The sequence below is a fragment of the Janthinobacterium breve genome (assembly GCF_051380895.1).
GTDB lineage: Bacteria > Pseudomonadota > Gammaproteobacteria > Burkholderiales > Burkholderiaceae_D > Janthinobacterium.
On the sequence record NZ_JBNYXY010000008.1, the window covers coordinates 310604 to 333032 of the forward strand.

Consider the following 22429-nt stretch of genomic DNA (forward strand, 5'->3'; position numbering starts at 1 on the left):
GCTGTCAGAAAGGGCGCCAGGCCAGCAGTTTTTTGATTTCCGGCGTCCAGTAGGACAGCGATTCGCCCACGACAAATAACAGCATGCCCAGCATGAAGGCTCTCAGCAGCAAATCCCTGCACCAGATCATGGCGTCTCCCAAATTTTCATATTGGCAAGTTTATCATTGGCATGCACTGCCATGTTGAGTTTCTGGTAAGGCCGGCTGGCCGGCCGCTGGCGTCTGCGCCGTGAAGGCAGCGATGGCATCGATGGCGTGCGTCAGGGCCTGTTCCAGTGTATCGAGCGCGGCCGACGCATCGTCGCCGGCGTGCAGCAACTGTTCTGCTTGCTGCGCGGCTTGCAAGGTGGCGGGTAGGGCCAGGCTGCCAGCCTCGCCCGCCAGCTTGTGCGCCAGTGCGGCGGCATCGTCGCTTGCGTTGGCTGCCAGCAGCGTGCGCATGGCGCCCACCGAGTTGCGGTAGGTGCTGCCAAAGCGCGACAGATGCTGGCGGTAGGGCGCCTCATTCAGCCACAGCGCCATGCCTTGCGTCAGGTCGATGACGGATGCCGCGCCGCACGGCGGCACGGGCATCGTCGCTTCGGCCATGTCCGGCGTCAGGGCTGGCAGCCCTTGCGCATGGCGGCGATGCGCGCGCGCGATCAGGGCGATGGTCTGCGGCACGTCGAATGGTTTGCTGATGAAATAATTCACGCCCGCTTCCAGTGCCGCCGTGCGCTGTGTCTGGAACGCCCCGGCCGTCAGCGCCACCACGGGCAGGTCTTGAAACTGCGGCAGCTGGCGCAGCGCGCGCGTCGCCTGCAAGCCATCCATGACGGGCATCTGCACATCCATCAGCACGATGTCGACGGCGGCGGGGTGGGCCAGCAGCCAGTCCAGCGCCTGCCTGCCATCGCAGGCGAACGACGGCACTGCCCCCTGGTCGCACAGGATATGATTGACCACATCGCGGTTGATTTCGCTGTCGTCGACCACCAGCACGCGTACGCCGGCAAGCATGCGTTCTTCCAGCGTACCCAGGCTGGCATCCATGCCGGCAGCCCTGGCGCGCTGCTGGCGCGCTTCCATCGTCGCGTTGTACAGGCTGGACGCCGTCACCGGTTCGTTGAGGACCGCATCGGCCGGATCGGCCGGGTCGGTATGGCGGCGTGCTGGCCGCGTGGCTGGCGCGCCGCTGGCCGCCAGGATGATGATGGGGCAGTCCTGCGGTGGCAGGTGTTCGCGCAGCGCGCGCGCAGTGGCTTCGCCGTCCAGCTCCGGCATGCGCGCGGCCAGCAGGACGATGCCGGGCCGCGCGCCCTCGGCGCAGGCGAGCACATGGTCGAGGGCCGCCCGCCCGCCGGACACGGCATGCACGCTCCAGCCCAGGCCGCGCGCCACGGCGGCAACGGCATCGCGCGTGTCGGCGTTGGCATCGACCAGCAGGGCATGCAAGGCTTGCATGTCGGGCGAGGACAGGGCGCCGGCGGGCAGCAATTGCAGCGGCACGGTGAAACTGAAGTCGCTGCCTTGGCCCAGGCCGCTTTTCAGGCGCAGCGAGCCGCCCATCAGGCTGACCAGCTGGCGGCAGATGGTCAGGCCCAGGCCCGTGCCGCCGAAGCGGCGCGTGGTGGACGTGTCGGCCTGCGCGAAGGCGGAAAAGATCGTCTCCTGCACCTCGGGGGCGACGCCGATGCCCGTGTCGCGCACGCTGAAACGCAGCACGGCGGCGTCGCCATCGCGGCGCTCCAGTGTGGTCAACAGCTCGACCGTGCCTCGCGCCGTGAACTTGATGGCATTGCTGGTCAGGTTGACCAGCACCTGTTCCAGGCGCAGCGCGTCGCCCAGCACCCGGTCCACACCGTCGGGCAGTGGCCCGGTGCGCACGGCGATGGGCTTGTCATGCGCGGCAACGCCCATGCTGGCGGCGATCTTCTCGATCACCTCGGCCAGGCGGAACGGCGCCTGCTCGATGGTCATGTGGCCCGCCTCGATTTTCGACACGTCGAGCACGTCGTTGATGATGCCCAGCAAGGACTGGCCGGCGGCGCGGATCTTGCGCGTCATCTCGAGTCCTTCGCCGTCCAGGCTGCCCCGTTCCAGCAGCCATGCCAAGCCGAGGATGGCGTTCAGCGGCGAGCGGATTTCATGGCTCATGTTGGCGAGGAATTCCGCCTTGCTGCGGTTGGCCGCTTCGGCCGCATCGCGCGCCAGCAGCATGGCCTCTTCGGCCTGCTTTTGCGCGGAAATATCCTGCACAAAGATCAAGGTGGCCGGTCCATCCTTGAGCATCACGCGCGCGGTGGTCTTGAACACGGGCACGGGAAGGCCCTGCTTGTCGAGGCCGATGGCCTCGAACACCTGTTCGCTGGGCGAGTCCGCCTCGATCAGCGCTTCGTTGGTGGCCAGTGCCGCCTGCGATTGCGCGGAAATCATGGCGGACCAGGGCAGGCCGTTCAGATCGTCTTCAAACGAGTAGCCATGCAGCCTGCGGTAGCGGGGATTCGAGTAGATGAAGCGGCCGTGGCGCAGGATGGCGATGGCCACGGGCGCATCTTCGATCAGCGTGCGAAAGCGCGTTTCGCTGTCGGACACGGCTTGCATGGTCTGGCGCTCCGTTTCCTGTTCTGCATGCCAGGCGGCCTGTTGTTGGCGCCGCCGCTGGCTCCAGAACAGCAGGCTGGCCCCGGCCAGCGCCAGCATGGCAAAGCAGAGGATGTAGACCAGCGCCTGCCGCTGCAACGGGGAGGCGATGGCCGCTTCTTCTCGGCTCAGGCCGATGATGATGGCACGGTCCATGTGCAGCGCGGGAGGCGCGATGGTCGCCATGGCCATGATGCGGGGTGCGGCGGCGCCGGCAATCTCGACGCCGCTCAGGACGCCAGCTTGATAGCCGCTGTCGCGGAAGCGCCGCAGGAAGCTGCCGGGAACATCCATATTGCCGCCATCGGCGGCCTTGGCGGGATAGTTCAGGAATTGCCGGCCGTCGCCATGCAACACTACGGCCCAGACGTCGGGGGCATACATGGCGGTGCGGAACTTGGCCGTGAAGTATTCAGGATCGAGGGTGGCCACCACCACGCCGGCAAAGCGGCCCTGCCTGTCCTGCACCATGCGCGACGCCGTGATGACCAGGTCCCCCTTGAAGGAGTGGAAGGGCGCCGAGATGTACAGCATGCGCGCATCAGGGGCGTCGCGCGCCGTCTGGAAGTAAGCGCGGCGCGAAAAATCCTGGTCGGCCAGTTCCGCGATATTGGTGGCGATCGGCTTGCCCTTCGCATCGATGACCAGCATGGTGCGCACGCCCGGCATGGCGTCGACTACTGCGGCCAGGCGCCGGGGCAGGGCTTGCCCGGAGTCCGCCGCGGCACCGGCGCCAAGATAGTCGCGGATCACGCCGTCGAGCACCAGGTTGGTCGCCGCCAGGTCGACTTCGATATTTTTTGCCAGCAGTGCCGTCAGCACGCTGAGCCGTTCACGTTCGGCCGCGTCGTGCCGCGAGGCTTCGGCCAGATGCGCGTAGGCAAGGGCGGCAGCCACGAGGAGCAGCCCGAGGAGTAAAAGCAGCCATTCGATCCATTTTCTGCGTACCGCCGCCGCATCTGTGTGGTAAGTCATGGGGCGATGCTATACCCGATAGGGATGGATAACAACTTTAGCGCACAACTATGCATGCGATAGTGTGGCCAATTTGCCGCCCAGCGGCAGTCGCAGGCGGAAGGTGGCGCCGCGGCCCGGCGCGGACTCCACGCCGATGCTGCCGCCCATCAAGGTGACGAGCTGGCGCGCGATGGCCAGGCCCATGCCGGCGCCACCATGGGCGCGGCTTGGCGAGTCGTCCACCTGCGAGAATTTTTCGAAGATCTCGGCTTGCTGCGCCTGCGCAATGCCGATGCCTGTATCGCGCACCTCGATATGCAAGTCGGCGCCACTCGCCAGGACATGAACATCGACCCGCCCTGCGGACGTGTAACGGATGGCATTGTCGAGCAGGATATCGAGCACGCGCACCAGACGGACGCGGTCGCAATCGATGCTGAGCGGCGTTGCGGGCGCGACCTGCGAGGCCAGCAGCAGGCCCTTGTGCGCCGCGCGCTGCCGGTGCGGCGCCAGCGCCAGCGCCAGCAGTTGGTCCAGCGGCACGGCGGCAGACTCCAGCCGCACCTGGTCGTTTTCGAGCGCGCTCAGTTCCATCGCCGCCTCGACCATGGCCAGCAATTGGCGGCCGCTGTCCTGTATCGTTTGCGCGTAGGCGGCCTGTTCCGGCTCGCGCAGCCGCTCCAGCAGCAGCTCGGAGAAACCCAGGACGCCGTTCAGGGGCGTGCGCAATTCATGCGACATGTTCGACAGGAAGCGCGACTTGGCCTCGCTGGCGGCGATGGCCCTGGCGCGGCTGTCGACCAGGCGGCCGATCAGCAGCACCAGCGCAGCCCAGGACAGCACGATCAGCGCGCTCGTGACGGCAGCCATCAGCAAGGTCTGGTTGCGGCGCGAGACGTAGTCGGCCAATACCGTGTCGCGGTCCAGTCCGACCAGCATGTAGAGCGGGTAGTTGGCCAGTTTTTCGAAGGCGTAGAAGCGTTCGATGCCGTCGATGGGGCTGCGTTCGGTGAAGTTGCCCCGCATTTTTCCTTGCATCAAGGCAAATACCTTGCTGCCGCCGATATCCTGGCCAATGGTGTTGACGGAGCCGACCCGGCGCGCACGCACCACGCCGTCGTCGCCGATGATCGCGATGGAGCTGTTGCCGCCCAGGTCGACTTCGTCATACAGACGCGTGAAGTAATACGGATCCATCGAGACCACCACCACGCCCTTGAAGCTGCCATCGGCATGGTTGATGCGGCGCGTCATCTGGATCGACCATTTTTTCGACACGCGGCCCAGCACCGGCTTGCTGACATACAGTTCGCCACTGTCGCGCTGCATGTGCACGCGGATGTGCTCGCGATCGGCCAGCTTGGTCGGTTTGAAGGGGTGGCTCGACAGTACAGTGTCGCCCTGTTCATCGACGATGGTAAACAGGTTGTACAGGGGGCCGGGATTGAGGCCTTGCTGCAGGTCCGCCACGATGTCGAGGCGCTTGCCCAGCGCCTGGTAGCGGCTGCGCAGGTAGGTGACCGCCTGATCCGCCGCCTCGATCGTGCGGATCGCGTGTTCGTCGAAGACGCGCGCCATGCTGTGCGCATCGCGCCCGGCATCGCTGATGGCGGCGTCGTGTGCGCGCTGCAATTGCAGCACGGTGATGCTCCACAGCCCCGCCAGCAGGAGCGCCATGAAAAGCGACAGCAGGGTGCGCGTATCGCAGCGCTCCCAAGCCATGGCCTTCCAGTTTCTGTGCTCCCGCATGTTGCCTCCGCCAGGTCTGCCAGGTCTGCCAAGTCTTCCGTTATGCGCGGATGCCCGGCGTCACTGACGCGTTAATTTATCAATTATAGCGAATACAATTGATTTTATCGAATAAATTGATTTTTGCGAGGAAATGTTGTATTCAGCGCCGGGCCGGCTTACTTAGCGCGTCAGCCAGCGCTCCACCATCGCGCGCAGCTGGGCGGCCGTAAAGGGCTTGGACAGATAATCGTCCATGCCGGCCGCCACGCAGCGTTGCCGGTCGTCCCCGGTGACGCCGGCCGTCAGGGCGATGACGGGCAGGCGCGGCGCGCCGCTGGACGCTTCGCGGGCACGCAGGGCCTGGCAAGCCTGGTAGCCATCCATGACGGGCATCATGCAGTCCATCAGGACCAGGTCGTACCGCTGCGCGGCCAGTGCCTGCAGGCCCAGTGCGCCGTTCTCCGCCGTGTCGATGCTGTAGCCGCGGGCGGCCAGCTGCAGGCACACCAGCTGGCGGTTCAGCGCCGTATCCTCGACCAGCAGGATGCGCGCGCCCGGCACGGATGCCGATGCGGGTGGGGTTGCGGCTGCGGCGGGCGGCGCTGGCGCCGTCTCCGGCATGGAAGCGGCTGGCGCCTGGGCCGCCTGGCAGGGAAGGCGCACGGTGAAGCGGGAACCGGCGCCGCGCGCGCTGCTGCAGAAAATCTCGCCGCCCAGCAGCGTCACCAGGTGCTTGCAGATGCTCAGGCCCAGGCCCGTGCCGCCATAGGCGCCGCTGATGCTGTCGTCGGCCTGGCAAAACGGTTCGAAGATGCGGCTCAGCTGCTGCTGGCTCATGCCGATGCCCTGGTCGTTGACGCTGGCGACGAGGCAGGCGCTGGCGCTGTCCGGCGTGGCCGCTTCCAGGTGCAGGCGCACGGTCACGCTGCCCGAGGGCGTAAATTTGATGGCATTGCTGAGCAGGTTGCCGAGGATTTGCGCGAGGCGCGTGCGGTCCGAGCACACGCGTTGTGGCACGCTGTTGCCGATTTCGCTGACAAGGTGCAGCTTCTTCCTGTCGGCTTGCGGGCGGTGCAGCGCCAGCACGTCGTCGAGCAGCAGGCGCGGGTCGAAGTCGCGCAGCTCGATGCCCATCTGGCCTGCCTCCACCTTGGACAGGTCGAGGATGTCGTTCAGGATGCGCATCAGGTGCTGCACGCCATCGCCGATGCGGTGCGCATATTGTTGCTGAGAGGCGTCGAGTCCGGTTTCCTGCAGCAGTTCGGCCATGCCGGCGATGCCGGCCATGGGCGTGCGGATCTCGTGGCTCATGATGGCCAGGAAGCGCGACTTGGCGGCATTCGCCGCTTCCGCGCTTGCCTGCAGCGCCAGCGCCATGGCCGCGTCGCGCTCCTGGCGCCGCAGCAGGGCCGTGATCAGCGCGATGGACAGGGCCAGCACGAGCAGGCTGATGACTGCCGCCCCGCCCATGGTGCGCAGCATGCGCCGCCAGTCCGCCAGGTAGACGTCGTCGGTGATGGTCACGTTGATGGCCAGCGGAAAGTCGCGCACCAGGCGTACGCCTGCCAGGCGGTCGACCGTGCGTCCCTGCTCGGCCGCGCGCGGCAATTCCACCTGCAGCACGCCATGCGTCTTGCCCTGTTCCAGCAGGCGGTAGGTCCTGCCCGTCAGGTTGCGCTTGCCCATCATGGCGGGCACGGCTGGCCAGCGGGCCAGCAGCGTGTAGTCGCTGCGGTACAGGGAAAAGGCCGTGTGTTCGCCGATGCTGGTGTTCTGGAAGAATTTGCTGAAGAAGTCGCACGACAGGCCCACCAGCACCACGCCCAGGAAGCGGCCGTCCGGGCTGCTGATGCGCCGGCTGATATAGAAGGTCCAGGCGCCATTGCCCTTGTTTTGCACGGGCGCGCTGACATGCATGCCGCCGTCCGGGTGGCGCCGGTGATACTCGAAGTAATCGCGCTCGTCGAGGCGGATGGGCGGCGCGGGATAGGCGCGGCTGAAGGCCAGCACGCTGGCATCGCTGCCGACGATGGACACGACGTCCACTTGCGGCACGCCGCCGATCTTGTGCAGCAGCAGCTGGTGCATGGCCGGAGTGCCGACGGCGGCGGCCAGCGCGTCGGCGGACGCGGGGGCGGCGGCCTGGATGTCGTTGCTGACGCTGTCGAGCACCAGGCGGGCCGCCGTCATGCTTTGCGCCGTGTTTTCCGCCAGCAGCAGCGACAGGTTGGACAGGTCCTGTTTCCAGTCATCGACGGCTTCGCGGTGCAGCAGCACGCCGGAAACGACGATGCGCAGCGCCAGCAGGCACACCAGCATCAGGCCCACCACGGCTGCCGTGGTGCGCGGGCGATAGCGGTGCGCCAGGCGCAGGACGGCCTGGCGTGGGGTCATGCCTGCGCGCCGGTGTACTCGCGCATGCTGCGGCGTACCTCCTGCTCCACTGCGCCGAGTAGCGCCGCCGTTTCCGCCAGCCAGCCGCCTGCCGCCACGCCCTGGTGGCGCACCAGTTGCTCCAGCTCCGCCAGGCGCGCCACCAGGGCGCTGGCGCCCAGCAGGGCCACGGTGCCGCGCAAGGTATGGCAGCCGTGCACGATGGCTTGCGCCGCGCCGCTGCGTACGGCCTGTTCCACGCGCGCAAACATGGCCGGCGACGTGTCGAGGTAGGTCTGGGACAGGGCGCGGAACATTTCCAGGTCGTGGCCGGTGGCCTGGAACAGCACGGCTGGATCGATGTGGCGATAGGCTTGCATGGGGGCTCCGTGGCGAAGGGGAAGCGGTGGCGGGCTAGGCGGCCAGGCTGTTGCGCCGCGCATGGCCGGCGCAGCAGGCGCGCAGATAGCCGCGCAACTCGTCGTAATTGACGGGCTTGGCAAAGAACACCACGCCGGGCGGCACGCCACCGCGCTCTTCCAGTTCCTCCGGCGTCAGGCTCGACAGCATGGCGATATGCATGTCCGCCAGCAGCGGGTCGGCCAGGATGGTGCGGATCACCTCGTAGCCGTCGATGCCTTCCATGATGATGTCGGCCAACAGGATGTCGGGCTGGTCGCGGGCGATTTCCATCAGCGCCTGGTAGCCGTTCTCGCAAAAGCGCAAGCTTGCCTGCAAGCCCCATGAACCGATCTGTTTTTCATACAGCGCGCGTTCGATCGGATTGTCTTCGATCACCAGGATGGACGGCGGGCGGCTCGATGGTGCGGGGCGCTTGGCCCGCGCCGCGCGCTGCTCCTGGCCTGGCTGGCCGGGATTGCCCTTGTAGGCCTCGACGGCCGCGAGGGGAATGCGCCGGTGGCCGCCCTTGGTCTTCCAGGCTTCGATCACGCCTGCCTCGACCAGTTGCTGCACCGATGTGACCGAGATGCCGAGGATTTCGGCGGCCTTTTGGGTAGTGCATACGTCTGCAGTGTGCATGATGGGCTTTATGCTCGAGGATGAAGTTGAATGGAATGATACGCAATCACGCTCAAAAAATCAATTTCAACAAATTAGATGAATTCACTAAAAACCTGCCGTGCGGCGGGCCGGATTCTGCTGCGCGTGCGGCAAACGGCAATATGGGCGTGCGGCTCCAGGATCTCGCGCCATTCGCTCCACTCCGCGTTGCTGTGGCGCAGCAGGGTTTCCATGTGATCCGCATCCAGACCCAGTACCTGCGCTGCGGCCATGGCCGGCCCGCGCGGCCCCACGCCATTGCGCAGTATCAGGTCGGCGAAACTGCTGGCCAGTTTCAGCAGCCAGGCCAGCTCTGTCATGCGTCCGGCCTGCCCGAAGCCGGGCGGCGCGGCATGGCAGCGCACGGCGTCGCACAGGACGTCGGGCATGCCCCAACCCCGCATGAGGCTGGCTGACAGCGCCAGCTGATGGTGGCCGAAGCGCCGCGATTCTTCGCACAGCAGCAGCGCCCTGGCAGCGCTGCCGTGCTGGCCCAGCAGTTGTCCATACGCTTGCGGATGCAGCATGGCCAGGGCCAGTTGGCCGATGTTGGCCAGCAAGCCGCAGGTGTACAGCTCTTTGGCCGGCGCCAGTTGCAGCGCATCGCCCGCCACGCGGGCGGCGCAGGCCATGGCCAGCGAGTGCGACCAGAATCGCTGCTCGTCGAAGTGCGCACACGTGGCCGCTGGCAGGGCCGGGATGGCGAACGCCTGGCGCAGGGCGGGCAGGCCGATGGCGGCCAGCATCGCGGCGTCGACTGCCGCATGCACGCGCTCGCCCGGCGGCACGGCGGCATTCGCCAGGCCGATGACCTTGCCGGTCAGGGATGGATCGCAGCCCAGTTGTTCGGCCAGTTCATCGAACGTTAGCTGCTGCCGGCACAGCGTCGCCAGCCAGTGGCGCCGCCAGGCGGGCGAGGGCAGGATGGCGCCGCCGAGCAGGCTCGCCAGATCGATGTGCGCATTCATGGCCGGCTCCCAATACCGCTGCAGTCATCCGCCTGCGCGGCGCCCGTTTGCAGGGCGGTGACCGCTTGCGACAGCACGTCAAGCGCCATCAGCAGGTCCGCATGCAGGCGGCGCAGCGCGCCGATATCGTTGGAAAAGCCCGCATGCACGGCCTGGCGCGCCAGGGCCTGCAGAGGGAGCAGTCCCATGGCCTGGCTGCTGTCGAGAATTTCCTGTGCCAGCACGCGTGCCGGGGCGGGGCGTTCGCAGCGCAGCGCATGGGCGATGCCGGCCAGGCGGTCGCGCGTCTCGGCCACGAACAGGGCCAGAATCTCGCCTTGCAGACGCCGGTCGTAGCCGAACATGGCATCCAGGCGGGCCAGCTCGAACGGCGGCGTATCCCGCGCCTCGGGCTCGGCCGTCGGTGCCGTGTCTGCCGCCTTGGCCGGCTTGGTGGCCCTGCGCATTTGCAGTTGCTGATGCAGATCGGCAGCCGGCGCGCGGCCGGCATGGCGCCAGCGGAGGCGGTGCCAGAGCAGGGCGGCCAGCAGCAACAGCAGACCTGCCAGAACCAGCGCCGGCCGCATCAGCGAGACGTCGCCGCAGCGAAGGTAAGGATGGACGGCGAGGAAGGCGCTCATGGCTATGCCTGCATGTAGTGAGAGTGGTTGAAAGCGGATGTCATGGCGATGCTCCAGGGCGATCGATGCCGGTGATCCTGTGTGGCGACGGGTTCAGAATTCTTCCCAGTCGCCGCCGGCACTGGTGCTGGCCGTGCTGCGGGCCGGGCCGGGGTCGCGCCGGGCGACCAGCTTGAGCGGCGCCGTCTTGCGCGGCGCAGGCCGCTGGGTGGCTGCGGCGTGGCGCACCGGCGTGCTCTGTTGCGTCGCGTTGCCCTGGTCATGCGCCAGCTTGAAGGTGCCGACCACGCTGGCCAGCTTGCCCGCCTGCTCCTGCATCGATTGCGATGCCGCCGCCGCTTCTTCGACCAGGGCCGCATTCTGCTGCGTGACTTCATCCATCTGCGTGATGGCGCGGTTGATTTCGTCGATGCCCGTGCTCTGCTCGGCGCTGGCGGCCGAGATTTCGCTGACGATGTCGGTGACGCTGCGTACCGTGTCGACGACTTCCGTCATGGCCGCGCCGGCTTGCTGGACCAGCTTGCCACCTTGTTCCACCTGCTCGACGGAGTCGCTGATGAGTACCTTGATTTCCTTGGCGGCCGCCGCTGAACGGTGCGCCAGGTTGCGCACTTCGGTTGCCACGACGGCAAAGCCGCGCCCTTGCTCCCCGGCGCGCGCCGCTTCCACGGCCGCATTCAGGGCCAGGATGTTGGTCTGGAAGGCGATGCCGTCGATGACGCCAATGATATCGGCGATCTTGTTGGCCGAGTTGTCGATCGCGTCCATGGTGCGGATGACGTCGCCCATCACCTCGCCGCCCCGCACCGCCTTTTCCGAGGCGCTGACGGCCATCTGCTTGGCCTGGCGGGCATTGTCCGAGTTTTGCCGCACGGTGGCCGTCAGTTCTTCCATGGCCGAGGCGGTTTCTTCCAGCGAGCCGGCTTGCTGTTCCGTGCGTGCCGACAGGTCCAGGTTGCCCGCCGCGATCTGGCTCGAGGCCGTGCTGATGGTCTCCGTGCCGGAACGCACTTCGGCCACGATGCGCACCAGGCTCTCGCTCATCTCGGCCATGGCTGTCATCAACTGGCCCACTTCGTCTTTTGAAGTGGCCTTGACCTGCACGCTGAGGTCGCCGCCTGCGATGGTGCGGGCCACGCCGATGGCGCTGGCGAGCGAGGCGACGATGCGCCGCGCCAGCAGCAGGCCCATACCAGCCACCAGCACCGTCACGGCCAGGGCCAGGCCGCTGGAAATCCAGCGTGCACTGGCAACGGTAACGGCGCCGTCGGCGGCGCCCTTGGCGGCCAGGCTTTCGTTGTAGTGGTGGTGGGCGGCAAACGCGTCGACCAGTTCCTTGACGATGGGCTGGTTCTGCATCAGCAAGTCGCGCGCCGCGTCGGGCTCGCCCGCCTTCGACAGCGCCATTACCTTGTCGCGCACGGCGTCGTAGCGCAGCAGCACTGCGCGGTCCGCGGCTAACAGCGCTCTATCTTGCTCGTCGGAAATATCTTCTTTCTCATATTTGTCGAGTGCCTGGTTGACTGCCGCGCGCGCTTCCTTGATGCCCGCTTCCAGCTTGTCGCGCACGGCGGCATCCTTGCTGGTCATGTGCTGCCAGACGGCCGTGCGCATTTGCGTGAAGGGCACGAAAGCCTGGTTCAGGGTCAGCAGGCTGGGAATGGTGTTGACCGTGGCATAGCTGGCCGCCGTGTACACGCGGTCCATTTCATAGATGCTGAAGCCGGCCAGGGCGGCCAGTCCCAGGACGACGGAGAGTATCAATGCATACAGGCGTTGGGCGATAGTCATGATGGGTGCCGCTCCACGTGAAAGTTGAGAATCGGGAAAATCGGTCGCAGGGTTACTGATTTTCATTTTACGTCATAAATTTGATTTATTCGAGAAATTTGTGATTTATTTGATTTATTTTGTGTTTTTATGAGGCCAGCTGATTGAAGGGCGGGCTGAGCGGAGGATGGGAGATGATGAAAAGCAACACCGCGCGGACATCGCGTTCTGGCGTGTGCCACGCTTGGCTAAATAGTGAAAAAATGGTATTCCTTGATCGCCATCAAATACGGTGCGCCATCGCGTGCCGCCGATTGACTCTTGTAAAGGAGCATCATGATTGCCTCTGCCCGGCCTGGACCCTTGCTTCTCATCACCGCAGTCATCTTCATCTTGCTGGGCCTGGCGCTTGCCGGCGGCGGCGCCTGGCTCGTCAGCCTTGGCGGCTCCTGGTATTACGTCGTGGCCGGTATCGGCATGCTGGTCGCCGGTGCGCTGGTGTGGAAAGGACGGCGCAGCGCCCAGCTGTTCCTTGCGCTGCTGCTGTTCGCCACCCTGATCTGGTCCGTCATCGAAGTGAAGTTCGACTGGTGGCAATTGCTGCCCCGCCTCGATATCTGGTTCGCCGCCGCCGTCTGGCTGCTGCTGCCCTTCATCGACCGCCGCCTCGATCCGCCGTTGGCCGCCGGCGCGAAACCACGCGACGCGGGCAAGAGCGCGCTGGTGGCCGCCGTGGTGGCCACCGCTGCCGTGGGCGTGTTCTCGCTGTTCCAGGATTACTATACCTTGCACGGTGAAGTGCCGGCCGAGAACATGGCCGCCGTGCCGCAAGGCGATGTCGCGCCCGGCGTTGCGCCCAACGACTGGGCCGCGTATGGGCGTTCCGGCTATGGCGACCGCTACGCGCCGGCCGCGCAGATCACGCCAGCCAATGCCGCGCAGCTGAAACAGGCGTGGGTGTACAACACGGGCGACTTCAAGGGGCCGAACGACCCGGGCGAGATCGCCAACGAAGTCACGCCCCTCAAAGTGAACGGCATGCTGTATCTGTGCACGCCGCACAACATCGTCATCGCGCTGGACACGGACACGGGCAAGGAGCTGTGGCGCCACGATCCGAAGATCAACCGCGACGCGTCCAGTTACCAGCACATGATTTGCCGCGGCGTTGCGTACTGGGATGTCAACGCGGGCCGCGCCAAGGATGATCCGGCGCCGCAGGCGGCCGGCATGGAGTGTCCGCGCCGCATCTTTGCCCCCACCATGGACGCCACCTTGATCGCCGTCAATGCCGATACGGGCGAAGCGTGCAAGAGCTTCGGCGAAAACGGGGTGATCGGCCTGTACCACGGCATGGGCATGAAGAAGCGGGGCTTCTTGATGCCCACGTCGCCGCCGGCCGTGGCGCAGAACGTGGTGGTGATGGCCGCCAGCGTGACCGATAATTTTTCCACGGAAGAACCGTCAGGCGTGATCCGCGGCTACGATCCCGTCACCGGCAAGCTGATGTGGAACTGGGATGCTTCGAACCCGGACGACACGGCGCCGATTGCCGACGGCAAGACGTACACCAACAATTCACCCAATTCCTGGGGCGTGTCCAGCGTCGATGAAAAACTGGGCATGGTGTACATCCCGATGGGCAATGAAACGCCCGATACCTGGGGCGGCAACCGCAACCCGAACGGCGAGAAATATAATAGCGCCATCGTCGCGCTGGACCTGGCAACGGGCAAGGTACGCTGGGTGTACCAGACCGTGCACCACGATATCTGGGACATGGACATCGGCGGCCAGCCCACCCTGGTCGACATCGACACGCCGAAAGGCAAGGTGCCGTCCGTGGTGGCAACCACCAAGCGCGGCGATATCTACGTGATCGACCGGCGCGATGGCAGCCTGGTGGTGCCGGCGCCGGAAAAACCCGTGCCGACCGCCAACGCCGCGCCTGGCGACAAGCTGTCGCCCACGCAACCGTTCTCGGCGCTGACGTTCCTGCCCGAGAAAAACATCAGCGAAACGGATATGTGGGGCACGACGCCGTTCGACCAGCTGGCCTGCCGCATCATCTTCCGCCAGCACCGTTATGAGGGGCCGTTCACGCCGCAAACCGTGGATGAAGGCAAGATCAAGGGCGCCATCATCTCGCCGGGCCCCCTGGGCATCTTCGAGTGGGGCGGGGCGGCCGTCGATCCGGTCCGGCAGTTGCTGCTGGTCAACCCTGACTACATGGGTTTTCTGGAACGCCTGGTGCCGCGCGCGCAAGCCAACGCGAAGGGCGGCACGGGCACGGAAATGGGCTTGCAGCCGCAGACGGGCGTACCGTTTGCCGTGGAAATCAAGCCCTTCCTGTCGCCGCTGGGCTTCCCATGCCAGGCGCCGCCCTGGGGCTACATCGCCGCCGTCGATTTGCGCACCATGAAAAAAGTGTGGATGCACAAGAACGGCACCACGCGCGACAGCGCTCCCGTGCCCATCGCCTTGCCACTGGGCGTGCCCAGCCTGGGCGGCATCAGCACCACGGGCGGTGGCGTGGCCTTCCTCAGCAGCACGCTCGACTATTACATCCGCGGCTACGACGTGCGCAACGGCAAGACCGTGTGGAAGGCCCGCTTGCCGGCCGGCGGCCAGGCCACGCCGATGAGCTATGTTTCCGACAAGACGGGCAGGCAATATGTGGTCGTCATGGCCGGTGGCCATGGCTCATTGGGCACGAAGATGGGCGATAGTCTGGTGGCATTTGCCTTGCCGGATGAGGCGGTGAAGGAGGCGGGGAAAGCGAAGTAAGCGATGGTCATCCGCGGCATTGACTGGCAATGCCGCGGATGAGATGCCATTGAGGCGCTCGACGCTACTGCAAGCGACGATTCAAGACGATCAGTTCGGCATTGCCCGATTTATCGCCTGGCATCGGGTAGAGCACGACCGCATAACCATGCTCCGTGGTCTTGTTTATGCTTGAAATGATCAAATTGTCACGCTGTATCGGCAGAACCTCGTTTGTCAGCAAGTTCCTGTAGCCTTGCTCGCCTTTGCTATAGAATATTTCCAATAACTGATCATTTTTCGTGGTCAACCATCCGTTTCCAAACTCGCTATTGAAACGGGTGACAAAAGTGTCGTCAGCGATTTTGACTGGCTGCCATGTATTGAAAAGTGGATCAGCAAAGTCTACCAATTCAATGATTTCGCTTGCCCCATCCGCATCTATTTTTTCGATAATGATTTTATCTTTTTCTTGCGCCAGCAGATAAGAATCTTTGTCGAAGGATGAACTTAATATCTGCAAGACATATATATCATTCGCATCGATTTCCCGATGGCGAGTTACATTGCCTTTTTCATCAATCTCTCTGTGCAGAATATGGCTGCCGTCATTGGCCAGCAAATGAATCGTCTTGTTGGAAATGGCAATTCTGTTATTTGCGGGCAATGGAATTTTGACATTGTTTTTCTTCTTCAGTTTCCCATTGATAAACTCGATGGCCAGGATTTTGTCGGGTTTTTTATCGTCAAAATCCACATCGTGAAATATCGAATATGAGCCCGTTGTTCCAATGAAGTTTGCTGTAAATGGACGGTTACCCTTTGGTATTTCCACATCTTCGCGATGAAAGATGGGAATGCTGATTTCCAGTTCTTTATCAGGATGATAGGGGATGACGGAGACATAGTTTTCCTGATCCGGACTCAGGAACAGTGTCGGCAAGATTCCGTCATCCTCGACGTAGGTATCGATATTTCCATCAATCTCAACAGTCGTATAAATCAGCTTATACGTGCCATTTTTTTCGTAGACATAGTTCGTTAGCAGCGTCTTTTTACCAAATGAAATGCTGTCTTTTGCCGATATTCCGCCTTCGGCTACTAGCGTTGTCATGGTACCCAAGTCGCCCTGTGCGATAGACGATGTATAGGGCGCTACCTTGTCGAGATTTTTCATGCGTCAGATGATCTCCGTATCTTATTGCGCCGCCAATCCCAGCTTCAAGCCCACCAGCTTGCCCGGTGCGGCTTCCGTTTTTTCCGGCGCGCCCGTGCTGACCCTGGCTGCCGGCGTGCCGTCCTGCTGCAGGGCCGCCAGGATGGCTGCGCTGCGCTGGGTGCCCAGCTTGCTCAAGGCGTCGGCAGGCAAGGCTTGTTTGGCTTCCAGCTGCTCGCGCAAGCCGGTATAGAAGGCGCCTGTATCGGCCACTTGCGGCTCTCCCTCGATCAGCTTGCCCAGCCGTTGGAAGACGGGAATTTTTGCTGCAGCCGGAGCGGAAGCGCTGGCGGATGCCGCCGCTGCCGCTGCCGTAGGCGCGGCTGATTCCGCCGCCTTCTTCTGCTTGTCCAGCTCGGCCTTGCCGAAGCGCTCGCCATACAGCTCGCGCAGGGCACCCCGTACCTTGCGTTCGCCCAGGTTCAACGGCCCTGGCTCTTCGCCCGCTTCCAGCTTGATACCGGCCTTGGCTGCGACGGCGCGGCGCACGGCCTGGGCGCGCAGGGCTGCCCCGTCCGTGTCGCTGTACTGCCCCGGCACGGCCAGCTTCAGCTGTTCGCGCTTGGCGAGGATTTGCGCCACCTGCTTGAGTTTTTCCCGCTCGGGCGGCAGCAGCACGGCGCTGCCCGCATCGAAGTCGATGGCTTCGAGCTTGTCGGCGCTGATGCCCAGCAAGTTGCCCAGCGCGCGGAACGGCGCCGTGACGATTTTCGTCAGCACATTGCCCACGGCTTTCCAGATCAGCGCGCCATAGCTGAATTGCGGGTCATTCATGTCGCCCGACACGGGCAAACCCAGGTCGATGCGCCCGTCCGAGTCTTTGAGGATGGCCAGCGCCAATTCCAGCGGCAGTTTCAAGGCATCCGGGCTGTCGATGCGCTCGCCCAGGGTCAGCTTGTCGAGCACGATCTGGTTGGTGCCGTCGAGCTGGCGGTTGCGCACCTTGTATTGCAAGTCCAGCGAAATCTTGCCTTCCGCCACCTTGTAGCCGGCGAACTTCATCGTGTACGGTGAGGCGGACACCATGTCGACATTCTTGAAGACCACGTTCAAGTCCGTGTTGTCGGTGGGCGCGAACGGGTTCAGCTGACCACGCACGCGGGCCAGGCCGAATTCGTCGATGCGGCCATCGAGTTCGATCTGGCTGCGCGCATCGCGTTTCGTCGACAGGCCCGTGACGACGCCATTCAATTCATAGATCTTGGCGGCGAACTGGGGCCGGAGGCTCAAGTCGGCAAAGTCCAGCTTGGCGTTTTGCAGGCGCACGCGGCGCACGCGCACGGGGAAGGCGGCGTCCGGTGTCGACGTGGCGGCCGCAGCGGGTGCCGTTGCTGGCTCCGGCGCCTTGACCAGCAAGCGCTGCGCGTTCAGGCTGCGGTCGTTTTCGATGATCAGCTGGGCGTTTGGTTCCACCACGCGCAGTTCGGGGATGTCGAGGAAGTCCGGCGCCACGCTGGCCGTCAGCTTGTCGGCGCGCACGCTTTTCCACGAGGCGAAGCGTTTGCCATCCGTTTCATTGAGCACGAGGCCGGCGATATCCACGCCGCCCTCATAGCGTACTTTCGGCGCTTTCGGCGCGCCGCCGCCCGTCGTCAGGCGGCCGCTGCCGGAGAGAGAGCCGCCTGCCAGCTTCAGTTTCAGATGCTGGGCCAGCAGCGGTTGCACGGGCGCCAGGGCCAGTTGTTTCAGATTCAATTGCGCATCGACGGCGCCCGTGCCCGGCACGAACTTGCCGTTGGCCGTGAGCAAGCCGCCTTCGTGCAAACCCACGCCCAGTTCGAACGGCAATGCCTGTTGCATATCGTTGCTGACGTTTTGCAGGGACAGGCGGGCATCCTGCAGCGTGCCCTTGATGCCGGTGCCCGCGTCATCGAAACGGGCGCCGAACTTGCTCAGTTCCACCTTGTCTATCTTGGTAGACCACGGCGCGGACGGCGCATCCTTGTTTGTGTCGGCTTTGCCGGAGGCAAACACGGGCAGCTTTTGCGCAATCGCAAATTCCCCCTGGCGGTTGCGCGCCAGGTCGATCTGCGCGCCGCTGGCCGTCACGGCGGCCAGGTGCACGGTATGCGCCGCCAGGTCGACCTTGCCTTCCGTAAAGCCCAATTGATCCAGTTTGAACGGCATTTGCGCGCCCCGCTGCATGGCCAGATCCGCCAGGCTGAAATTCGCGCCGTCGATGACGGTAGCCATGCCCGATGGACCTTGTTGCAAGGCCAGTTGCAAGTTCAGCTGCAGCTGTTTGGCGCTCAGCTGCAAAGCAGGCGAGACGGTTTCATCGATGGCGGACACGTCCACGTTGGCCAGCGCCAGCTGTTTCAAGTCTACTTTCCACTTGCCCGGTTTTGCTGGTGCGGCTGCAGGCGCGTCGGTAACGGGTGCGGGATTGCCCGGCCGCATCAGGTTCGCCACGTCGATCTCGCCCTTGCTGTCGCGCCGCACGGCCACCTTGCCGCCGTACAGATTGATTTTATCCACCGTGACGCTTTGGCGTGCCAGGTCGGCGTTCACGCCGGCGATGCCCAAAGTAGTCAGCGAGGTAAATGCCTCTCCTTTGCCGTCGCGCACCAGCGCCAAGTCGCGCAAGGCCAGGCCCGCGCCTTTGACCGTCGCTTGCAGCGTGCCGTCGGCATAGGAAAAGGCGTAGGGCAGGCGCGCCGACAGCTTGCCGCTAGTCACTTGTGCGCGCGTATAGGCTTTCAAATACGCGGCAAGGCCGGGCAGGGACGCGTCGTTCAGTATCAGTTCGCCTTCGCCACGAATCGGACTGAGCGATGCCGTGCCGCGCCAGTGCAGCTTGCCGCCGCGCGCCGCGTCGGCGCTCAGGCTGTAGCTGCCGTTGGCGTCGGGCAGGGTCGAGATATTGTCGAGCGTGAAGTTGATCGGCGTGAAGTTGTCCGCATAGCCCGCCTTCTGGTCTTGCCAGTCCACTTTGCCTTGTTCCAGCGCAAAGTGGGCGATGACGAGGCGCGGCATGCCGCCGTCGCTCTTTTCCGGATGATTGCGTTGCCAGGTAGCCAGCACTTCAGCCAGGTTGAACTTGCCGTCCGGCGTGATGGTCAAATGAGCCTGTGGTGCCGTGATGCGGATTTCCGCCAGGCTCCAGGCGCGGCGCACGATGGATTTCCATTCCAGTTGCACGGCCAGGGCGCCGATGGAGAGCAGCGGGGCAGCGCTCGCGCCGCTTTTGCCATCTGCGCTGGGCGCTTCCTTGAAAGCGATCTGGTCCGCTTCCAGCCGCAAGGTAAACGGGTTGAAGCGCACGTCGGCGATGCTGGCCTGGCGCGCGAGTTCTTTCTCGGCAAATTTGGGTAACTGGTTTTTGATGACGTAGGGCACCAGCCAGAAGCCAGCCGCGCTGTAGGCGGCCAGGGCGCAGCCTGTGCCAACGGCCCAGCGCTGCCAGCGTTTCCAGCGAAATGTTTTCGTCTGCACGCTTTTTTTGTCGATTGTGTTCACGAACTAACCTTTTGATCTTGTTGGGCGGCACATCCTGCGTGCCATGACTGTCAGTATGCCTCTTTGCGGCCTCGTCTGCAAAATCCAAACGTGTTCATGTGACAACAGGCTGCCAGGCGCACTGTTTATCTTGTGAAAACGCGTACATTCTCACGAATTGTCACTTATTTATTGCGAATGATTCTCGTTACAGATATCATGCCGCGTAACTTGAAGTTTCCTTCCATTACTGTTTTCTGTTGAAAGACCTGTTTTTATGCGCGCTGTTTTTCCCTCCTTGCAACTACTTCCAGTGGCCGCCGCTCTGTCGCTGGCCTTCGCTTCCCACGCGGCCAGCGCGTCCAATGGCGCCAGCGGCCAGGACGACTTGACGGCTGGCGATGAGAAAGTCATGCAAGCCGTGCAGGTGACAGGGGCGCGCGCGCAAGGTCTGGTGCCTGTCACCACGGAGGCGGGCAGTTTTCGTGGCGCCAACATCATGGATGTGCCCTCGACCGTCAACGTGATCACGCGCGAATTGCTGGAGCAGCAAGCCGTCTCCGGCCTGTACGACGCCGTGCGCAATACGGCGGGCGTGACGCGCCAGCAAAATGGCGGCGAAACGTGGGATCAATTGGTGATACGCGGCATTGCCGTGGAAAACCGCACGAATTACCGCCTCAACGGTTCCATGCCCATCATGAACTTCTCGCAAGTGCCCATGGAAAACAAGGAGCGAGTGGAAGTGCTGAAGGGCGCCTCGGCCCTGTACTATGGTTTTACCTCGCCGGCCGGCGTGGTCAACTTCGTCACCAAGCGGGCCGGCAGCAAGCCCGTCACCAGCGTGGGCTTGAGCCTCGATGATCGTGGTAGTGGCGTGGCAAACATCGACGTGGGCCGCCGCTTTGGCGTGGAGCAGGAATTCGGCGTGCGCATCAATGCGGCCGGCGGGACGCTGGGTTCCTACCTGGATAAGGTGGGCAACGGCAACCGCAGTTTTATTGCCACGGCGCTCGATTGGCGCGTGACGAACAAGCTGTTGCTGAAAGCGGATCTGGAATACGACCGCCGCAAGGTGACGGAGCAGGCGGGAGTGGCCCTGCCGGTCGCCGTGAAAGGCGTGATCAGCCTGCCACGCGCCGTCGATCCGCGTCAGCTTATCGGCCCCGACTGGTCGGCGTTCGAGGCACAGACGAAAAACGCGCAATTGCGCGCCGACTACGCCATCACGGAGGGCTGGGCCCTGACGGTGGAGGCGGGCCATTCGGCAACGGCGCGCGACCGCCGCCTGGCCATCTTCCGCTTGAACAACGCGGCCGCGCTGGCCACGGGGGCGGGGCGCATCACGGGCAATATCCAGCACAGCGTGACGGCGTCGGACTTGCTGCGCGCGGAATTGGCCGGCAATTTCAAGACGGGTTTCATCGCCCATGAATTGACCCTGGGCGCCTCGCGCACGGACAAATCGCAAGATCCGATTTATCAGAGCAATTACACGATTGCGTCGCAAAACCTGTACCAGCCCGTGCCCGTGACGAATGTCGTGTTCAGCCCCAAGCCGACGGCGCCCACGACGGCCGCGCTGGACACGCGCGACACGGGCCTGTATACGCTCGATCGCATGGTCTTCAGCCCACAATGGCAAAGTATCATCGGCGTGCGCCGCAGCAGCTATCAAAGCGACCAGGGCGCCAGCCACTATGACGTCAGCAAGACGACGCCGATGGCCTCGCTGATCTACAAGCTGACGCCAGCCATCTCGTTCTACGCCTCGTCGGCGCGGGGGCTGGAAGAGGGCGAAACGGGCCCGACGGGCACCATCAACCAGGGCGTCAAGATGGCGCCCGGCGTGAGCAAGCAGAAAGAATTGGGCGCGCGCTGGCTGACGCCGGGCGGCAGCTTGCTGTCGGCCGCGCTGTTTGACATCACGCGCCCCGGCTATTACACGAATGCCAGCAACGTGTTCACGTCGGATGGCGAACAGCGCTATCGCGGCCTGGAACTGTCGACCCAGGGCAAGCTGACGCGCCAGTTGTCGTGGCAGACGTCGGCCCAGTTCCTCGACCCAAGCTTTGCGCACATCAACGCCGATTACAACGGCAAGGCGCCGGAAAACGCGTCCAAGCGTACGGGCAGCGCCTTCCTCGCCTATGCGTTCGACGCCGTGCCGGGCCTGTCCGTCAACGGCGGCGCGTATTACTACAGCGCCCGTCCCGTCAACGACTTGAACCAGGCCTTCCTGGGCGGGGTGACACTTTTCAGCGCGGGCGCCCGCTATGCCAGCACGGTAATGAACAAGTCTGTCGTGTGGCAACTGAACGTGGAAAACCTTGCCGACAAGCGCTACTGGGCTGGTGCCGGCACGCGCCTGGCCTCGGGCGCCCCGCGCGCCATCAAGCTGTCGATGAAGGTGGATTTGTAAGAAGCCTTGACCTGCGCCCTGTGCGCAGGGTGCTTGCCCTGATACAATGTTGCCATGTTCATCAGCAAAGGCAAGGCCAGCATCGTCCTGTGGATCGCGTGTGTCGCCATCTTCCTGGCCGCGCTCGCCCCTACGGTATCGCGCGCGCTGACGGTCGCCAGCGGCATGGCCGTGCCCAGCCTGGAAATCTGCTCGGTGGCGGGCGGCATGACCATGCTGCCCGCAACACTCTCCACGGACGCGCCCGATACCTCCAAAGGCAGCATGCGCATGGGCGATTGCCCGTGCTGCAGCATGCATGCGGCCACCCTGGATATTCCCCCAACGACCCTCGTGCTTGCTTCCGGAGAAATCATCACGGGCTTGCTGCCCCTGCTGTTCTACCAATCCGCCACGCCCCTGTTCGCCTGGACGCCCGTCCAGCCCCGTGGTCCGCCCGCCGCTTTCTGATCTGCCCCTTTCCCTGAACTGCCTTGCGCCGCG

At 64.1% G+C, this 22429-nt stretch carries 14 protein-coding genes; 3 read left to right on the forward strand and 11 right to left on the reverse strand.

What is annotated here, in order from left to right; all coding sequences use genetic code 11:
• Window positions 1–4: 4 nt before the first annotated feature.
• The 9 genes from ACQ4W0_RS17895 to ACQ4W0_RS17935 all read right to left on the reverse strand — a co-directional run bounded on the left by ACQ4W0_RS17895 (window position 5) and on the right by ACQ4W0_RS17935 (window position 12125).
• Window positions 5–130, reverse strand: coding sequence for a hypothetical protein (locus ACQ4W0_RS17895; RefSeq protein ID WP_257218121.1), 126 nt, complete (start codon window positions 128–130; stop codon window positions 5–7).
• Between the two features lie 33 nt (window positions 131–163).
• Complete coding sequence (locus ACQ4W0_RS17900; protein ID WP_436577956.1) at window positions 164–3598, reverse strand: response regulator; 3435 nt, start codon at window positions 3596–3598, stop codon at window positions 164–166.
• A gap of 48 nt (window positions 3599–3646) precedes the next feature.
• A complete protein-coding gene (locus ACQ4W0_RS17905; RefSeq protein WP_436577957.1) occupies window positions 3647–5329 on the reverse strand; it encodes a sensor histidine kinase in 1683 nt (560 codons plus the stop codon).
• A gap of 162 nt (window positions 5330–5491) precedes the next feature.
• On the reverse strand, window positions 5492–7705 hold the full coding sequence (locus tag ACQ4W0_RS17910; protein WP_436577958.1) for a hybrid sensor histidine kinase/response regulator: 2214 nt from the start codon (window positions 7703–7705) through the stop codon (window positions 5492–5494).
• On the reverse strand, window positions 7702–8064 hold the full coding sequence (locus ACQ4W0_RS17915) for an Hpt domain-containing protein (protein WP_436577959.1): 363 nt from the start codon (window positions 8062–8064) through the stop codon (window positions 7702–7704). Before ACQ4W0_RS17915 ends, ACQ4W0_RS17910 begins: the two co-directional genes overlap by 4 nt.
• A gap of 34 nt (window positions 8065–8098) precedes the next feature.
• Window positions 8099–8725: a response regulator gene (locus ACQ4W0_RS17920; protein ID WP_436577960.1), complete on the reverse strand. Its 627-nt coding sequence runs from the start codon at window positions 8723–8725 to the stop codon at window positions 8099–8101.
• 74 nt (window positions 8726–8799) lie between these two features.
• Window positions 8800–9714 (reverse strand): HDOD domain-containing protein, encoded by a 915-nt coding sequence (locus ACQ4W0_RS17925; protein ID WP_436577961.1) that lies wholly within the window; start codon window positions 9712–9714, stop codon window positions 8800–8802.
• A complete protein-coding gene (locus tag ACQ4W0_RS17930; RefSeq protein ID WP_436577962.1) occupies window positions 9711–10334 on the reverse strand; it encodes a hypothetical protein in 624 nt (207 codons plus the stop codon). The genes ACQ4W0_RS17925 and ACQ4W0_RS17930 overlap by 4 nt, the downstream gene beginning before the upstream one ends.
• A gap of 93 nt (window positions 10335–10427) precedes the next feature.
• Complete coding sequence (locus tag ACQ4W0_RS17935) at window positions 10428–12125, reverse strand: methyl-accepting chemotaxis protein (protein WP_436577963.1); 1698 nt, start codon at window positions 12123–12125, stop codon at window positions 10428–10430.
• A gap of 315 nt (window positions 12126–12440) precedes the next feature.
• Between ACQ4W0_RS17935 and ACQ4W0_RS17940 the strand changes: the two genes are divergently transcribed.
• Window positions 12441–14891 (forward strand): membrane-bound PQQ-dependent dehydrogenase, glucose/quinate/shikimate family, encoded by a 2451-nt coding sequence (locus tag ACQ4W0_RS17940; RefSeq protein ID WP_436577964.1) that lies wholly within the window; start codon window positions 12441–12443, stop codon window positions 14889–14891.
• 64 nt (window positions 14892–14955) lie between these two features.
• On the opposite strand, the gene ACQ4W0_RS17945 is transcribed toward ACQ4W0_RS17940, so the two are convergent.
• Window positions 14956–16047: a hypothetical protein gene (locus tag ACQ4W0_RS17945; protein WP_436577965.1), complete on the reverse strand. Its 1092-nt coding sequence runs from the start codon at window positions 16045–16047 to the stop codon at window positions 14956–14958.
• A gap of 21 nt (window positions 16048–16068) precedes the next feature.
• Window positions 16069–19545 carry a DUF748 domain-containing protein gene (locus ACQ4W0_RS17950; RefSeq protein WP_436577966.1) on the reverse strand — a complete coding sequence of 1159 codons (3477 nt, stop codon included), beginning with the start codon at window positions 19543–19545 and terminating at the stop codon, window positions 16069–16071.
• 256 nt (window positions 19546–19801) lie between these two features.
• Between ACQ4W0_RS17950 and ACQ4W0_RS17955 the strand changes: the two genes are divergently transcribed.
• On the forward strand, window positions 19802–21946 hold the full coding sequence (locus tag ACQ4W0_RS17955) for a TonB-dependent siderophore receptor (protein WP_436577967.1): 2145 nt from the start codon (window positions 19802–19804) through the stop codon (window positions 21944–21946).
• Window positions 21947–22000: 54 nt separating this feature from the next.
• The gene (locus ACQ4W0_RS17960) at window positions 22001–22396 is read left to right on the forward strand and encodes a DUF2946 domain-containing protein (RefSeq protein ID WP_436577968.1); all 396 of its coding nucleotides are present in this window, start codon (window positions 22001–22003) and stop codon (window positions 22394–22396) included.
• Window positions 22397–22429 lie beyond the last annotated feature (33 nt).

What these genes read in the sequence shown, in the direction of transcription:
- ACQ4W0_RS17895 (WP_257218121.1), bottom strand. Translation starts at nt 130, where the DNA reads ATGATCTGGTGCAGGGATTTGCTGCTGAGAGCCTTCATGCTGGGCATG.
- ACQ4W0_RS17900 (WP_436577956.1), bottom strand. Translation starts at nt 3,598, where the DNA reads ATGACTTACCACACAGATGCGGCGGCGGTACGCAGAAAATGGATCGAA.
- ACQ4W0_RS17905 (WP_436577957.1), bottom strand. Translation starts at nt 5,329, where the DNA reads ATGCGGGAGCACAGAAACTGGAAGGCCATGGCTTGGGAGCGCTGCGAT.
- ACQ4W0_RS17910 (WP_436577958.1), bottom strand. Translation starts at nt 7,705, where the DNA reads ATGACCCCACGCCAGGCCGTCCTGCGCCTGGCGCACCGCTATCGCCCG.
- ACQ4W0_RS17915 (WP_436577959.1), bottom strand. Translation starts at nt 8,064, where the DNA reads ATGCAAGCCTATCGCCACATCGATCCAGCCGTGCTGTTCCAGGCCACC.
- ACQ4W0_RS17920 (WP_436577960.1), bottom strand. Translation starts at nt 8,725, where the DNA reads ATGCACACTGCAGACGTATGCACTACCCAAAAGGCCGCCGAAATCCTC.
- ACQ4W0_RS17925 (WP_436577961.1), bottom strand. Translation starts at nt 9,714, where the DNA reads ATGAATGCGCACATCGATCTGGCGAGCCTGCTCGGCGGCGCCATCCTG.
- ACQ4W0_RS17930 (WP_436577962.1), bottom strand. Translation starts at nt 10,334, where the DNA reads ATGAGCGCCTTCCTCGCCGTCCATCCTTACCTTCGCTGCGGCGACGTC.
- ACQ4W0_RS17935 (WP_436577963.1), bottom strand. Translation starts at nt 12,125, where the DNA reads ATGACTATCGCCCAACGCCTGTATGCATTGATACTCTCCGTCGTCCTG.
- ACQ4W0_RS17940 (WP_436577964.1), top strand. Translation starts at nt 12,441, where the DNA reads ATGATTGCCTCTGCCCGGCCTGGACCCTTGCTTCTCATCACCGCAGTC.
- ACQ4W0_RS17945 (WP_436577965.1), bottom strand. Translation starts at nt 16,047, where the DNA reads ATGAAAAATCTCGACAAGGTAGCGCCCTATACATCGTCTATCGCACAG.
- ACQ4W0_RS17955 (WP_436577967.1), top strand. Translation starts at nt 19,802, where the DNA reads ATGCGCGCTGTTTTTCCCTCCTTGCAACTACTTCCAGTGGCCGCCGCT.
- ACQ4W0_RS17960 (WP_436577968.1), top strand. Translation starts at nt 22,001, where the DNA reads ATGTTCATCAGCAAAGGCAAGGCCAGCATCGTCCTGTGGATCGCGTGT.